Genomic DNA, 13784 nt, shown 5'->3' on the forward strand with positions numbered 1-13784 from the left:
CGTGGCCCTCCTTCGCGATCGATCGACACGGAAAGGCAGTGCATGAGCAAGGAACAGGCCGAGACCTGGGAGGCACAGGCCGAGACCTGGGCGGGCTTCGACGTCAATGACTTCCAGCGTCAGGTCATCGCCGAGTTCCGGGCGAACGACGGGAAGATGAGCGGCATGTTCGAGGGCTGGACATTGGCCGTGCTGACGACCGTCGGAGCCAAGAGCGGCCTACGCCGGGAGAGCATCCTGGGGTATCTCGAATTCGACGGAAAAGGGATCGTCGTCGCATCCTCGAACGGCGCCGACAAGCACCCCGGGTGGTACCACAACATCCGCAAGAACCCGATCGTGACGGTCGAGACGGGTACCGACACCTATCAGGCGATCGCCGCCATCCCGCCGGCCCAGGAGCGTGACAAGCTCTTCGACCGCGTGATCACCGAGGCGCCGGGGTACGCCGACCACCAGGCCAAGACGGCCCGGGAGATCCCGGTCGTCGTACTGCACCGGATCGGCCCCAAGCCCGGCGAGGAGCGGGTCAAGGGCATGGGCGACTGGATCGTCGAGGTACACGACTGGCTGCGCAAGGAACTCGAGACGCTCCGCGCCCAGGTGGACCAGGTGATCGAGGGTGGCGCGGACACGATCGAGCGGACGCGGCCGGACCTCGCCCAGCAGATGCGCACTCACTGCCTCAACTTCTGCGGGGCACTGAAGAAGCATCACGGTGGCGAGGACATGGCCATGTTCCCGATGCTGGCCAAGCAGTTCCCCGCACTCGCTCCGGCGCTGGCACAGCTCGTCGAGGAGCACAAGGTGGTGGCGCGGCTGCAGGACGACATCCAGCGGCTCGTCGACAGCTTCGTACCCGGTGAGACCGACCCCGTGCGGCTGCGCGCCGACCTGGAGCGGCTGGCGAACCAGCTGGAGTCCCACTTCAGGTACGAAGAGGAGACCATCGTGACGGCGCTCAACGCCACGGCCCCGGCTCCCAACTTCGGCTGATCATCCACCAGCACCCCCGGGCCGACCCCTTCTTCGGCCCGGGGGTGTCCGCTGCGCGCCAGGCCCCGGCAGGAGCATGCCGCGGCCCGGAATCCCGGTTCCGGTCGCCCTCGACAGTAAGCGTTGAGTTTTCCTCGAGCGGGGTTGCCCAACCGCGAAGAGGGGGCAGAATCCGAAGATCTAGATCCCCACCAGGAACAGGCCCTAGTACTGCAATCCACGAAACGCTCTGGTCAGGAGGTGCAACCATGGTCCCCGGACGTGACGGAGCCCGGGAGTCGTATCCAGCTCCCGGGCCCCTGGGGATGCCACCTCATTGCGCACGCCGGCGCGTTTAAGAGGGAGGATCAGTCATCAAGCCGTCGTGTTCTTCCTTTGAACTACCGCACCAGGCAGAGGTGCAGGCGAGAATTGAACTCGCATCCGACGGCAATCGTCCTTCCTCGGTCGTTCCGGCGATCGGCAGCGATGCTGAGACTGGAGCGAGAGTCTGAGATTGACCGCGGCCTCCGCTCGGAGGGCCGCTTCTTCAGGCTGAACGTCAGTTTCAGCTTGCGCTCGTCGCGCGAACCGGCCCTCAGTCCGGCCCGCGCCGTCGCGCACCCCCGCGCTCGCACGCGGGGGCGATCATGGAGGCTACCGGCCCGGCGTCAGCCGAACAGGTAGCCGAACACCGCCTCGCCGGCCCGCTGGTCGGTGATCTCGGTGGCGTTGGCCTCCTCGCGGGCGAACTTGACCGCCTGCTGGAGCTTCTCGACCCGCTCCACCAGCTCGTTCACCCGCCGCGCCGGAAGCGCGCCGGAGAACTTCACGGTCGTCCAGTACCCGATGGGCACGTCCTCGTAGTACACCTCGACCTGCGCCGGGTGCTTCTCGGTCGCCTCGGCCTTGACGTGGTTGCGGGGGACCTTCTTGGTACGGATCGTGCGGACCGGGTCCGTCTTCCACCAGTCCGTGGACGGGTCGTGGGACCAGGACTCGGCGGCGTCGAGCGTGGGAAGCTTCCGGACGAAGGCGTGCAGATCGGTGAGCTGCTTCTCCAGGAAGAGGAGGTAGCTGACCGGCACGTCGGCGAGAATGGTCCGCCCCTCGACGGTGACGTCCGCGCGGGCCGTGCAGTTCGCCCAGTCCTTGGTCGCCGTCACGTCGAACAGCCGGGTCAGCGAGGCCGCCATCTCGCGCAGCACGTCCTCGCCCTGCACCTGCACCCGCGTGGACTCGGGCGGCAACTGCTCGCCCTCCTCGTCCTTGGGCTGGTACGTACGCGAGATACCGGCGAGCAGCGCGGGCTTCTGCACCTTCTGGTGCGCCCCGTTGACGTCCTGAACCGCCTTGCTCTTGACGCCCTTTTCGACAGCGATGATCTGGTTCAGCTTGGTCATGTGATCCCCCTGAGAACACTCAGGAACCTAACCGGTCGACCCCGCTCCCGTCGCCGCATTTTCCGGCGGCTCGGGCTCGGAAGGAACCGGCTCTCTGCGAACCGCCCCGGAGCGAGGGATTCCGGCCGCCGCCCGTTATGGGATCACCCGGTCCCAGGCTCTCGGTCCGCGTGGAGGTCGCGGCTGCCACGGCCGCGGTGCACGTCCGGGACTCCAAGACCACTGCCGGGCCCGTCCTCACGGTGTCGCGTGACGCGTGGACGGGGTTCGTCGGATCGTCGGCCTTGCCGGAGCGGAGCGTCTGACACACGCACAGCTGTGAGAGCCCCGCCGGCCCCTTCAGGCCGGCGGGGCTCTCACGTGCGCGGGATACCCGATCAGCTTCAGGCGTCGCCCGGAGGGCCGGTGTCACCGGGCCCCCGGCCGACTGCGCGCAGGCATCGGGCGAACTCCTTGCAGACGACCCGCATTTCCATCTTGCGGTGGACACGATGCAGCGGACGCGGATGCGGCGACGGCTGTCGCCCCACTCAGACATCATAGACAAGTGTCCATGTATGGTGGACACTTGTCTATGATGTCTGAGGATGGGGGTACCCGGTGGAGACGACTGCGAACGTGCTGGTGGGGCTGGTGGCCGCGCTGCACGCATATTTCCTGGTTCTGGAGATGTTCCTGTGGGAGAGGAGGCCGGGCCGCAAGCTCTCCGGCTTTGATGCGGCCATGGCCCGCGCCACTGCCCCGCTCGCCGCGAACCAGGGCCTCTACAACGGGTTCCTGGCCGCCGGGCTGATCTGGGCGCTGATCGCAGATGATCCGACCGGGTTCCGGGTCCAGGTCTTCTTCCTCATCTGCGTGCTCATCGCCGGGCTGTACGGCGGACTCACCACCAACCGACGGATCCTCATGGCCCAGGCAGCACCCGGGGCCCTGGCCCTCACCGCCGTTCTGCTTGCCCGGTGACCGCCGGGCATGCGGATCCCCGCACGACACGGACGCGGGCCAAGCTGGGCCGGGCACTGCTCGAGGAGTGTGCCCACCGCCCGTTGGCGGAGGTCAGCGTCGCCGCCCTGGTGCGCCGGGCGGGAGTCGGCCGCGCCACCTTCTACCTCCACTACGCCGACTTGGAGGCGCTCGCCGTCGACGTGTGCGCCGATATCGTCCGCGAAGCCGTGGACGCCCTGCACGCATGGCGCGGCACACCCGACCCCGAGACCCCTCCGCCCGCCCTGTTCGCCTTCTTCGACCGTCTCGCCCCGCACGCCGGGCTCTACCGGGAACTGCTGCGCCCGGGCGGCAGCGGCCCTCTCGGCCATGTACTCCACCAGGATCTGCGCGCCCGTAGCCACACCGAGCGCGCCCTGGCCGGTGCTCCGGAGCCGGACCTGGTCGCCTCGGCCGTGGCCGCGACCTTCGCCGGAGTTCTCGCCGACTGGCTGCACGGCTTCATCGAGGCCACACCCGCCGAGATCGCGCAGCGGGTCTGGCGTCTGCTCATCAACCTGCACCGCACCCCCCTGCCCTGACCGGCCGCCTGCCCGCCAGCCTTCCTTCGCGGTGTTCACCCGCCATCGGCGAGTCACCCTGGACGGCCGCCCGCGGACGTCCCACGCGCACATCGCCCGTGTGACCCGTGTGCTGGGGCTACTCGTCGACACCGTGCGCCGTCGGCGGGGCCAGTGCGGTCGGTGTCCTTGATGAGGTCGATGAGAGACCCGGGGCGGTGTCCCCTCCGGCTCTGCCGGGCTCACCGGGTCACCGGGCCGTCGGGGCCTTCCCGGTCGGCGAGGGCAGGAAGGGGTGGCCGACGGCGGGTCCGGCGTTCGACCGGTGCTCGGAGGCGGGCAGCGGGATGGTCGGTGCCGTGCCGTCGTCCAGGAGCGTGAGCGGGTGGCCGCTGTGGCTGTCCGCCCACCCTCCGGCCCACTCGATCTCCTCCGCGGTCACAATGCCGTAGAAGCCCGGGTCGCCCTCCGCCCAGGGCGCGTCCGGCGCCTCGCCCTCGTCGACCGCCTTCTGCGCCAGCTCCCGTACGACAGGGTCGGCGCGGCCGACGAGCGCTTCGGGCGGCAGTACCGGCGTCAGGCCGACGGCGGCGACCCGCTCCCGGAGCTGCGCCGCCGCCTGTTCCAGGGTCAGACCGGCATCGGTGAGCAGGGCGGAGAGGCCCTCCCGCAAACCAGCGAGATCCGGACGCCGGAGCGGTTCGGCGACGATCACCCGCCCCAGCAGCGGCAGAAAGGCCGGATCGACGCCTTCCCACATCGGGGGCACCATCAACGGCATGTAGGGATACGGCGCCCGGCCCGTCAGCGCGAAGAAGAGGGTGGCGCCGAAGGCGTACACGTCGGCGGGCGCCCCGACGTGCTTGGAGTCCCGCAACTGCTCGACGGGCATGTAGGGGCGCGTGCCCAGGCGGTCGCCGGTCCGGGTGAGCGCCTGACTGGACTGGCGCTCGACCACGACCGCCAGGCCGAAGTCCAGCACCACCGGCCCGTCCGGGCCCAGCACGACGTTGCTCGGCTTGAGGTCGCGGTGCAGCAGCCTCGTACCGTGGATGGCGGCCAACGCGTCCACGAGGGCCAGCCCGAGCGCCGCGCACGGCCCGACGGGAAGGGGGCCGGACTCCGTCACCATGGTCTGCAGCGACGGTCCGGCGATGTAGTCCATGGCGAACCACGGCTCACCCGCCTCCGGGTCCGCCGCGCGCAGCGCCGGAACCCGGTCGCTGACCACCGCGCGGACGGCGTCGATCTCCCGCGCGAACCGCTCGCGGGCCTGCGACTGGTCCAGCAGGTTCGGCTGGATCATCTTCACCACGACGAGCCGCGACGGATCGACCGCCTCGCCACGGCCGTGATCATGGTCGGGTTCGACCAGCCGGTAGGCCGCGACCATCTCGTCGGAGAGACCGTCCAACGGGATCTCGCGCGCCAGATAGGCGACGCCCATGCCGCCCGCGCCGAGCCGGGCGAGCAGTTCGAACGGCCCCACCACACGCGGGTCCGCATTGGTGTCCAGCGGCTTCATCGGCGCTCTCGTATCCCCACACTCTCGTCGCGGTCCTCCCCCGGCCCCCCTGCCGCCTCGCACTCTACGGTCTGTGGTCGGACGAACACGGAAGGCTTCAGCCGGTCACCCGGGGCTGGAAGCGGCGGTACTCCGAGAGCTGTTCGAACGTGCTGCCGTGAGGTCGCGGCACGCGGGACCACCCGGCCACAGGAGCCGTGTGCCCGTGGCCGTCCCGGTACGCAGGTGACTCGGCATCGGGCTCCACCACCGCGGCCCGACCGGGGAACCGTCGACGAGCCCCGTTCGAGGCGTTCCTCGTCGTTCGGGCCGCGCCGTGACCCGCACTCCCTTCGGGTGACCGCTCCCAGGGCACGGGGCTGACGGGCGGGAGCGGCCGGCGGGACCCCGTCACGGGCCGGGGGTGACCTCCACGGACACGGTCAGCTCGCCCTCGTTGTCGTGGAGGCAGCCTTCGTCGTCGTTGATGCGCAGTTCCACCACTCCGTCGCCGGCCGCCCGGAAGGTGACGGCGTCCCCGACGACGAGGACCGGCGCGACCGCCCTCGGCGACGGCGCTGTCGGAGTGAACTCGGCGAAGAAGATCCTGCTCGACGACGCCGACGGTGCCGTTCCCTGCCACAACCCGCGTGGAAGGAGGCGGACCCGACCGACTCCGGTGCCGCCTCCGTCGACCCACTCAGGTGTTGAGCGGGTGCCCGGTCGTTACCTCCACATGGTCCGGGACCTCGTCGTGACGATCGCCCACGGTCGGCGTCCCGGCGGGCTCGAACATCAGGATCGCGGCGCCGGCCGGAGCGTACGGCTTGTGCTCCGTGCCTCGGGGGACGGTGAAGACCGCTCCCTGCGGGAGCCGGACCGTGCGCTCCCCATCGGTCTCGCGCAAGGAGATGTGCAGTTCTCCGTCGAGTACGAGGAAGAACTCGTCGGTGTCGTCGTGGACGTGCCAGACATGTTCGCCCTCGACCTTGGCGATGCGGACGTCATAGTCGTTGACGCGCGTGACGATGCGAGGGCTCCACAGGGCATCGAAGGAGGCCAGAGCCTTGCCGAGGGGGATGGGGTCGTTACTCATGGGATCATCCTGAGCCGTTCCGCACGGCCGACGTGAGTGCTAGGAATCGCGCATGGCGAAAGAATCCTCGCACGCACTGCGCTCGGCGGACGTACACCGCGTCGTCGTGATCGTCGACGAGAACTCGAACCCCTTCGAGCTCGGCTGCGCGACCGAGGTCTTCGGTCTGCGCAGACCGGAGATCGGCCGTGCCCTCTACGACTTCAGGCTCTGCTCCCCCGAGCCCCGCACCCTGATGCGGGACGGATTCTTCACGCTCACGGGAGTCTCCGATCTAGCGGCGGCCGACACGGCGGACACCTTGATCGTCCCCAACCGCCCCGACGTCGAGGTGCCCCGCCGTCCCGCCGTGCTCGATGCCGTCCGACGGGCGCACGCGCGCGGCGCGCGTCTGGTCGGCTTCTGCAGCGGCGCCTTCACCCTGGCCGAGGCCGGAGTGCTCGACGGGCGCCGGGCCACCGCGCACTGGCAGTGGGCGGATTCCTTCCGGGCCCGCTTCCCTTCCGTCCGCCTCCAGTCGGACGTGCTGTTCGTGGACGACGGTGACATCCTCACCGCTGCGGGGAGCGCGGCCGCGCTCGATCTCGGGCTGCATGTGGTCCGCCGCGACCACGGCGCGGAGGTCGCCAACTCCGTGAGCCGGCGGCTGGTCTTCGCGGCGCACCGGGACGGCGGGCAGCGGCAGTTCGTGGAGCGCCCCATGCCCGACCTGCCCGACGAGTCCCTGGCGCCTGTCCTGGCCTGGGCCCAGGAACGGCTGGACTCACCGCTCACGGTCTCTGCCCTGGCGACGCGCGCGGCGGTCAGTCCGGCGACGCTGCATCGCCGCTTCCGGGCACAGCTGGGAACGACGCCGTGGACGTGGCTCACGGGGGAACGGCTTGCCCTGGCATGCCGGTTGATCGAGCAGGGTGAGTCCCGCTTCGAGAGGGTCGCACGGCTCAGCGGGCTGGGCACCGCCGCCAATCTGCGCATACTGATGCGCCGTGAGGCTGGCATCACTCCGTCGGCGTACATGCGTCGGTTCGGACCGGAGACGAAGTGAGGGCGGGGCCTTCCCCTCCGGTGCGGCACGGGAAGGTGCCTCAGCGCCGGATGCCGCCCGGCGCCAGGAGACCGGTGAGGCCGACACCCCGGATCCGCCGGACGGCGGGCCGCCTGTCAGGGCGGTCGGCCGTCGCGCATGCACGAAAGTTCGACGCCGTCATGCTCACACGTCACGCCTTGGGTTCCGCGCTCCTCGACCAGCCGCGCGTCTCGCCCTCGTCGATGAGGCGTCGCCCGGCCTCCCACAGCGAGGAGGACGCGTCCCCGATCACTGCCTTGCGGGCTCGGACATCGTCGGCGGTGACGCCCGGGGTACGCCACGTGCCACCGCGTGCCATCCAGTTGAGAAGCAGTGGCTGTAGCCGGTCCATGGCCTTGGCGAATCCGGCCTCGGGGGTGCGGCGTTCCTCGAATTCGTCCCAGAGAGCCCGCATGCGCTGAGCTTGGTCCGTCGGAAGCAGGTGGAAGAGTTCGTCGGCCGCGGCGGCTTCCCGCTCCTGCTGGTCGATACCCGCGGCACTGTCGTACAGCGGGGTGTCGCCGGCGTAGATCTCCACGAGATCGTGCAGCAGGACGAGCTGAATGGTGTGCCCTACGTCGATGGGCTGGTCGGAGTGTTCGGCGAGAACCGCCACCATCATCGCCAGGTGCCATGAGTGCTCTGCGTCGTTCTCGCGGCGGTCCGTTGCGGCGAGAGGCGACTGGCGGAGGACGGTCTTGAGCTGGTCCACCTCTACGAGGAAGATGAGTTGGGCGCGCAGTCGTTCGTCGAGATCGTCGGGGAAGGGCGTCTTCTCTGCGAGTAGGCTCCGGCGTTCATCGCTCATGCGTTCATCGTGACACGCACGGCCCCGGCTCCCAGGCAACCACCCGCACCCCGTCGGACCCCTCCGCACAGGCGTTGCCGATGTCCTGCCTGTCCAGGAAAAGCAGAGGGAGACAGCCCCACAGGTACAGGGCGAGCGCGGCGGCGGAGCACAGTGCCGCAAGGTCCCTGCAGACTTCGGCGGGCGTACGAAGGGCGAGGGAGCGCAGCCATCCCGGTGTGAGGCGTGACACCAGGTAGGCGGCAAGGCCGAGCAGCCCCGGTAATCCGGCGAGGAGAGCCGTGAGGAGAGCCGTGAAGTCGTGCACCTGGTACGGGTCGGAGACGGGCACGCCGGATCCGGTCTCAAGGATCTTCGTAAGTCCCGCCTTCAGGACGGGACCCTTCCGGGCCGAGCCGTAGGAGGCGGCAGACGAGTCGGGCTGTACGCCGGGTTCTGTCGCCCGGTCGCCTCGCGGCGGCCGGGGAGACGGCCATCCATCTAGGACCGGCGTTGCCGCCGGCCTCGTGCGGTCTACCCGCGGACTCGGGCGGGCAGCCCTCGAACGTCCGCGCAGAAACACCGGAGTGTTTCCTTTTGACCTTGCTCCGGGTGGGGTTTACCTAGCCGTCTGAGTCGCCTCAGGCGCTGGTGGTCTCTTACACCACCGTTTCACCCTTACCCGGCGCCGGAGCGCCGGGCGGTCTGTTTTCTGTGGCACTGTCCCGCGGGTCACCCCGGGTGGCCGTTAGCCATCACCCTGCCCTGTGGAGCCCGGACGTTCCTCGGGAAGTCCCGCAAGGGACTCCACGCGGCCGTCCGCCCGGCTCGTCTGCCGTGTCGACCATGGTACCGGGCGTGGGCGGGGCTTCGGCGCCGCCGCGGTCGCCAGGACCGAGCCGGTGAGGATCAGGGCGAACGCGGCCAGGACCGTCGCGGTCAGGGACTCGCCGAGGAGGAGCACCCCGGCCGTCACGGCGACCGCCGGGTTGACGTACGTGATGACGGTCGCCCGGGTCGGGCCCGCTTCCTTGATCAGTTCCAGGAAGGCGACGAACGCGACCGCCGTGCAGACGGCGCCCAGGCCCGCGAGGGCGGTCAGGGCCCCGGCCGAGGGCATCTCGGCCGGCCGCGTGAGCACGGCGGCCGGGGCGTACACCAGCGCCGCCAGGGTCAGGCAGACAGCGGTGAGCTGGAGGGACGGGACCTGCTTCAGATGGCGGGCGGCGATCAGCGGGGCGATGGCGTAGCCCAGGACCGTCACCAGCACCTCGGCGAGCGAACGGGCGTTGCCGCCGGTCAGGTGCGGGACGGTGAGGACGCCCACGCCCACCAGGCCGAGCCCCAGGCCGGTGAGGCGGCGTGCGCCGAGGCGCTCCGTGTCGCCGAAGAACCGGGCGAGCGTCACGCCGACGATGGGAACGCCCGCGATCAGCAGGCCGGCGGTGGAGCTGGAGAGGTGGCGTTCCGCGGAGGTCAGGGTGTACCAGGGGCCGATGATCTCGATGACCGCGAAGGCGAGCAGGGGGCGCCAGTGGGCGCGGACGGTCCCGGTGAGACCTCCTTGCCGTAGGGCGAAGGGCAGCAGGAGCAGGGCGCCGAGGGCGCAGCGGGCGAAGACGACCCCGGACGGGGACACCTCCTCCACCGCCACCTTGATCATCAGATAGGGGATGCCCCAGACGACTCCCATCAGGGAGAACAGGAACCAGCCGCGTGCAGTCATGCGGCGAGTCTCGGCCGGGTCAGCGTCCGGCGTCTTGAACGCTGTTGCGGTACGCCGCCGGGGTCACCCCGAGGACGCGGCGGAACCAGCGGGTCAGGTGGGCCTGGTCGGCGAAGCCCACGAGCCCGGCCACTTCGGCGGGGCGCAGCCCGGCCTCCAGCAGGCCTCGGGCCTTGGTGACCCGGTGCTGGGCGAGCCAGGCGTACGGCGGTATCCCCATCGTCGTGCGGAAGGCGCGCAGGAGCTGGTAGCGGGACAGGCCCAGGTCGGTGGCGAGGGAGGCGAGGGAGGGCGGGGCGAGCAACTCGTCGGCCAGACGGTCGCGGACGGCCAGGGCGATGTGCCCGGCGCCGGGGACCGGGCAGGTGTCCGCCCGGGCGGTGGAGTGGCGGTGCGTGAGGGCGGTGAGCAGCCAGGGCAGCCGGGACTCCGCCTCCAGGGGGTCGGGGCAGGCGCTGACCTCGGTGTGCGCGCGGCGCAGGGCGCCGGCCAGTTCGGGGTCGTCGAGGACCGGCTCGCGGAAGTGCGGGAGGCCGGTGCCGTGGATGCCGTCGGTGAGCAGGGCGGGAGTGGCGTACAGGGCGCGGTAGGAATAGCCGTGGGAAGCGGCCGGACCTCCGGTGTGCATCTCGCCGGGTTCGAGGACGACGATGGTGCCGGGGCCGGAGACGATGCGTCCCCCGCGGTACGCGATGGCCTCCAGGCCGCCGACGGTGACACCGACCGTGAACTCGTCGTGGGCGTGCGGGGCGTACTCGTGCCGGTCGAAGCACGCGGTGAGCAGGTCGACCGGCGGCCCGCAGCGCCCGAGCCGCGCCCTGGTCCAGCTGGCCTGTTCCCGTACGTTCGTCACCTCGCACCCCCTCCCGATCCCAGGAGATCAAGGGGATCAGAGGAAGTCGGCGGTGTCCAGGTCGATGTCGAAGGGTGCGGGGAGGGGCAGGGGTTTGCCCAGAGGGCGGGTGCAGACCTCGCGGTAGTCGTCCCGCTCGGGGGCGCTGAACAGCGTGATCGAGGAGGCCTCGCGGTCGACGAGGAGGTAGAGGGGGATGCCGCCTCGGGCGTAGCAGCGGCGTTTGGTCTCGCGGTCGGCCCGGGGCTTGGTGGACGTCACTTCCAGCACCATGGCCACGCCCTCGCAGGGCATCCATGAGTCGGCTTCCAGGTAGAGCTTCAGTTCCGCGGGAGCGAAGGTGCCGTCCGGGATCACACGGTCCTTCGGGCAGGCACCGCCGCTCTTCAGTTGGAGGCCCTTGTTCCCGGAGTAGTCCATGTCGGTTCGGGAGTTCCTGATCACCTGCTTCATCAGCAGGTTGATGTAGTGCTCGTGCTCCCCGTCCGGCGGCGGTGTCACGACGATCTCTCCCTCGATCAGCTCCGCCCGGAAGCCTTCCGGGGTGTCCAGGGCGAGAAAGCCCTCCAGCAGGACGTCTTCCTGCGTGAGCGGCTCGTGGGCCATGGCAGTCATGTCACGCCCCTCCTTCTGTCGCCCGTCAGACTGGGACATCGGCTGATCACCTGTCCGTGATATCGGGAGTCGTTCCCTCGATCGTGGCACAGGATCGAGACCCTCGTCAGATGCCACGGCCACTGGCTTGCCCCTGCCGCGACGTCGACGTCTCTACCGGGGCATGCGGATCGGAGAACTCTCCGCGGCCGTCGGTGTCACCACGCGGACCGTGCGGCACTACCACCATCCGGGGCTGCTGCCGGAGCCGGAGCGGCGGGCCGACGGGTACCGGGACTGCACGCTGCGGCACGCCGTCGTGCCGGCGCGGATCAGGCGGCTGACCGAGCCGGGGCTCGGTCCGGCGCTGCTCCGAGTACCGGTCCACCGGGTGGACCGACCGCTGCGGGCCGCGCGCCTTGCCCGCAGCCCGCGGCCCGCGGGTGCGCCGGCCGAGGCCGGCCAGGAAGCGATGTTTCGCACACGCGGCCCGGAGCGGGACGTGCGCGGCCCGGAGCGGGACGTGCGCGGCCCGGAGCGGGACGTGCGCGGCCCGGAGCGGGACGTGCGCGGCCCGGAGCGGGACGTGCGCGGCCCGACAACGGTACCTAGGGTGGGGTGCGGGAGTGCAGGTCTGTGACACGGCCTGGAACGAGTGACGAAGAAGGAAGACCGAGAAGGAAGACGCGCGACGCAGTGCCCGGTCCGCTGCGGGCCCGGCCGCGACGGACGGCGACCGGCGCGGACCGCGTACGCCGTCGGGTGTCGGGGAGGGACCAAGGGCGGTTCTGAACCATGAGGGATGCACATCGGCTCGAGCCCGTCTCGGCGAACCTGGGCGGCGGCACCGTGCTCGCGGCGTGGGAACGGTTCGTGCAGGGCGAGGACCAGGTCCCGGGTGTCCGGCCCCTGGTGGCGATCTCCTGGCATCGCTGCCGGGAGCAGTACCGGGTCGATCCTCACCTCACAGAGGCTCCGGTGGCCGTCGCGGCGCCCGACCGTACGCCCGAGCACGATGTCGTATTCGCCGAGCTGGGTTTTCGTGCCGCCTCCGTGGCACACGAGGTGGGCAACCTCGGTGGCGTCGTCACCGTCGCCGACGCCACGGGCCGGATCCTGGCCGAGTGGGGGGACCAGGCCACGCTCGCCAGAGCCGGCGACTCCCATCTGGCGCCCTGGTTCTGCTGGTCCGAGCGTGCGGTCGGCACGAACGGCACGGGCACGGCGCTCGAGGCGCACGGCCCGGTACCGATCAGGGGCGCGGAGCACTGGTGCCAGGCGTTCCACGACTGGGTCTGCGCGGGCATCGCGGTGCGTGACGTGGTGACCAGGGAACCGATCGCGGTCCTGAACATCTGCTGCTGGCGCAGCCCGCTTCCCGCGTCCGCGGAAAGCTGGCTGGCGAACGCGGTCACCATGACCCAGCACCCGCTGAAGAGGCGCGCCCGGGACAGCGGCGCCGAGTTGGTGGCGGCCTACACCCGGGCCAGGTCACGCTCCGGTGCGGCGCTCGCCGCGGTGGACACCGCGGGCAAGGTGGTGATAGCCGACGACACGGCAAGCATGCTCCTGGGCGTCCCGGCATCGACCCCGGCGGTCGATCCCACGCTGCGATGGAACGCCGGACTGCCGGAACTGATCGCGGCCGCCCGGTATGCGACCAGTCAGGCGGCCCGCGACCCCGACTGGGTCGGCTCGACGCAGATCTTCGCCCGCCTCACGGACGAGCCGACGTCGATCAGCATCCGCCCCGTCTTCTCGTCAGGACACCTGATCGGGAACCTGGTCTCGTTCGGCGCCTCCGACGGGGCGCAGTTGCCCCCGGCGGAGGGGCCCGCGCACCCCCGGGTGCAGCCCCGCCGACTGGTCGCGATGCGCGACAACCGGATGGTGCTGCTGCGGCTGCCGGAAGTCTCCTTCGCGAAATCGCAGGGAAACGACGTGTGGCTCTCCACCGATCAGGGGCGATTGCGAGCCGCTTCTCCGGGCCTGGACAAGCTCGACGGTGAGCTGGCGGATGTCGGCTTCCTGCGGGTGCACCGCCGGTATGTGGTCAACCTCAGCCGCATCCGGGAGATCGAGCGCGGACCCAAGGGCGAGCTGTCCCTGGTCATGGATGACCGGACGAACGAGATGGTGCCCGTTTCCCGGCGAAACGCGCCGGCCGTGCGCCGCGCGCTGGACCTCTGAGTCTCCCGGAAGGAAATCGCCGTGTCTGACAGTCCGGACGCCGTTGCCGGCGAGGCGAACGGGGAAAGCGCGGGCGGCCTCGGCC

Annotated in this window: 14 protein-coding genes, 1 other RNA gene and 2 pseudogenes; 7 read left to right on the forward strand and 10 right to left on the reverse strand. The window is 70.5% G+C overall.

What is annotated here, in order from left to right; all coding sequences use genetic code 11:
- The first annotated feature begins 42 nt into the window (after positions 1-42).
- The gene (locus tag OHB56_RS12930) at positions 43-996 is read left to right on the forward strand and encodes a nitroreductase/quinone reductase family protein (protein ID WP_326752402.1); all 954 of its coding nucleotides are present in this window, start codon (positions 43-45) and stop codon (positions 994-996) included.
- Between the two features lie 650 nt (positions 997-1646).
- Here the strand turns inward: OHB56_RS12930 and OHB56_RS12935 are convergent.
- The gene (locus OHB56_RS12935) at positions 1647-2378 is read right to left on the reverse strand and encodes a hypothetical protein (RefSeq protein ID WP_055597623.1); all 732 of its coding nucleotides are present in this window, start codon (positions 2376-2378) and stop codon (positions 1647-1649) included.
- Between the two features lie 137 nt (positions 2379-2515).
- Here OHB56_RS12935 and OHB56_RS12940 point away from each other — a divergent pair, with 137 nt between their 5' ends.
- From OHB56_RS12940 to OHB56_RS12950, 3 genes are all read left to right on the forward strand, one after another.
- Entirely contained in the window at positions 2516-2683 is a 168-nt protein-coding gene (locus OHB56_RS12940) for a DUF397 domain-containing protein (RefSeq protein WP_406353342.1), read from the forward strand.
- Between the two features lie 295 nt (positions 2684-2978).
- Positions 2979-3341 (forward strand): DUF1304 domain-containing protein, encoded by a 363-nt coding sequence (locus OHB56_RS12945; RefSeq protein ID WP_326752403.1) that lies wholly within the window; start codon positions 2979-2981, stop codon positions 3339-3341.
- A complete protein-coding gene (locus OHB56_RS12950; RefSeq protein ID WP_326752404.1) occupies positions 3338-3904 on the forward strand; it encodes a TetR/AcrR family transcriptional regulator in 567 nt (188 codons plus the stop codon). Before OHB56_RS12945 ends, OHB56_RS12950 begins: the two co-directional genes overlap by 4 nt.
- Positions 3905-4133: 229 nt before the next feature.
- On the opposite strand, the gene OHB56_RS12955 is transcribed toward OHB56_RS12950, so the two are convergent.
- The 3 genes from OHB56_RS12955 to OHB56_RS12965 all read right to left on the reverse strand — a co-directional run bounded on the left by OHB56_RS12955 (position 4134) and on the right by OHB56_RS12965 (position 6483).
- Entirely contained in the window at positions 4134-5408 is a 1275-nt protein-coding gene (locus OHB56_RS12955) for a serine/threonine-protein kinase (protein ID WP_406353345.1), read from the reverse strand.
- 390 nt (positions 5409-5798) lie between these two features.
- Positions 5799-6032: a hypothetical protein gene (locus tag OHB56_RS12960; RefSeq protein ID WP_406353347.1), complete on the reverse strand. Its 234-nt coding sequence runs from the start codon at positions 6030-6032 to the stop codon at positions 5799-5801.
- A gap of 55 nt (positions 6033-6087) precedes the next feature.
- The gene (locus OHB56_RS12965; RefSeq protein ID WP_351122558.1) at positions 6088-6483 is read right to left on the reverse strand and encodes a cupin domain-containing protein; all 396 of its coding nucleotides are present in this window, start codon (positions 6481-6483) and stop codon (positions 6088-6090) included.
- A gap of 52 nt (positions 6484-6535) precedes the next feature.
- On the opposite strand from OHB56_RS12965, the gene OHB56_RS12970 reads away from it, so the two are divergent.
- Positions 6536-7528: a helix-turn-helix domain-containing protein gene (locus OHB56_RS12970; RefSeq protein WP_406353348.1), complete on the forward strand. Its 993-nt coding sequence runs from the start codon at positions 6536-6538 to the stop codon at positions 7526-7528.
- Positions 7529-7700: 172 nt separating this feature from the next.
- Here the strand turns inward: OHB56_RS12970 and OHB56_RS12975 are convergent, their stop codons facing one another.
- The 6 genes and pseudogenes from OHB56_RS12975 to OHB56_RS13000 all read right to left on the reverse strand — a co-directional run bounded on the left by OHB56_RS12975 (position 7701) and on the right by OHB56_RS13000 (position 11530).
- The gene (locus OHB56_RS12975) at positions 7701-8357 is read right to left on the reverse strand and encodes an HD family hydrolase (protein ID WP_406353350.1); all 657 of its coding nucleotides are present in this window, start codon (positions 8355-8357) and stop codon (positions 7701-7703) included.
- 4 nt (positions 8358-8361) lie between these two features.
- On the reverse strand, positions 8362-8688 hold the full coding sequence (locus tag OHB56_RS12980) for a hypothetical protein (RefSeq protein WP_406353352.1): 327 nt from the start codon (positions 8686-8688) through the stop codon (positions 8362-8364).
- 77 nt (positions 8689-8765) lie between these two features.
- An RNA gene (rnpB, locus tag OHB56_RS12985) (RNase P RNA component class A) lies at positions 8766-9167 on the reverse strand.
- A gap of 67 nt (positions 9168-9234) precedes the next feature.
- A pseudogene (locus tag OHB56_RS12990) lies at positions 9235-10062 on the reverse strand (DMT family transporter); the annotation flags it as partial.
- A 19-nt stretch (positions 10063-10081) separates the two neighbouring features.
- Positions 10082-10915, reverse strand: coding sequence for an AraC family transcriptional regulator (locus OHB56_RS12995; protein WP_406353354.1), 834 nt, complete (start codon positions 10913-10915; stop codon positions 10082-10084).
- Between the two features lie 36 nt (positions 10916-10951).
- Positions 10952-11530 carry a Uma2 family endonuclease gene (locus tag OHB56_RS13000; protein ID WP_350850233.1) on the reverse strand — a complete coding sequence of 193 codons (579 nt, stop codon included), beginning with the start codon at positions 11528-11530 and terminating at the stop codon, positions 10952-10954.
- Positions 11531-11693: 163 nt separating this feature from the next.
- On the opposite strand from OHB56_RS13000, the pseudogene OHB56_RS13005 reads away from it, so the two are divergent.
- A pseudogene (locus OHB56_RS13005) lies at positions 11694-11885 on the forward strand (MerR family transcriptional regulator); the annotation flags it as partial.
- A 419-nt stretch (positions 11886-12304) separates the two neighbouring features.
- Positions 12305-13699 (forward strand): LytTR family transcriptional regulator DNA-binding domain-containing protein, encoded by a 1395-nt coding sequence (locus OHB56_RS13010; RefSeq protein WP_406353356.1) that lies wholly within the window; start codon positions 12305-12307, stop codon positions 13697-13699.
- The last annotated feature ends 85 nt before the right edge of the window (positions 13700-13784 follow it).

This window comes from Streptomyces sp. NBC_01635 (assembly GCF_045209715.1).
Taxonomy (GTDB): domain Bacteria; phylum Actinomycetota; class Actinomycetes; order Streptomycetales; family Streptomycetaceae; genus Streptomyces; species Streptomyces hirsutus.

Coding starts and splice junctions, on each gene's coding strand:
- OHB56_RS12930 (WP_326752402.1), top strand. CDS start 43: ATGAGCAAGGAACAGGCCGAGACCTGGGAGGCACAGGCCGAGACCTGG.
- OHB56_RS12935 (WP_055597623.1), bottom strand. CDS start 2,378: ATGACCAAGCTGAACCAGATCATCGCTGTCGAAAAGGGCGTCAAGAGC.
- OHB56_RS12940 (WP_406353342.1), top strand. CDS start 2,516: ATGGGATCACCCGGTCCCAGGCTCTCGGTCCGCGTGGAGGTCGCGGCT.
- OHB56_RS12955 (WP_406353345.1), bottom strand. CDS start 5,408: ATGAAGCCGCTGGACACCAATGCGGACCCGCGTGTGGTGGGGCCGTTC.
- OHB56_RS12965 (WP_351122558.1), bottom strand. CDS start 6,483: ATGAGTAACGACCCCATCCCCCTCGGCAAGGCTCTGGCCTCCTTCGAT.
- OHB56_RS12970 (WP_406353348.1), top strand. CDS start 6,536: ATGGCGAAAGAATCCTCGCACGCACTGCGCTCGGCGGACGTACACCGC.
- OHB56_RS12975 (WP_406353350.1), bottom strand. CDS start 8,357: ATGAGCGATGAACGCCGGAGCCTACTCGCAGAGAAGACGCCCTTCCCC.
- OHB56_RS13000 (WP_350850233.1), bottom strand. CDS start 11,530: ATGACTGCCATGGCCCACGAGCCGCTCACGCAGGAAGACGTCCTGCTG.
- OHB56_RS13010 (WP_406353356.1), top strand. CDS start 12,305: ATGAGGGATGCACATCGGCTCGAGCCCGTCTCGGCGAACCTGGGCGGC.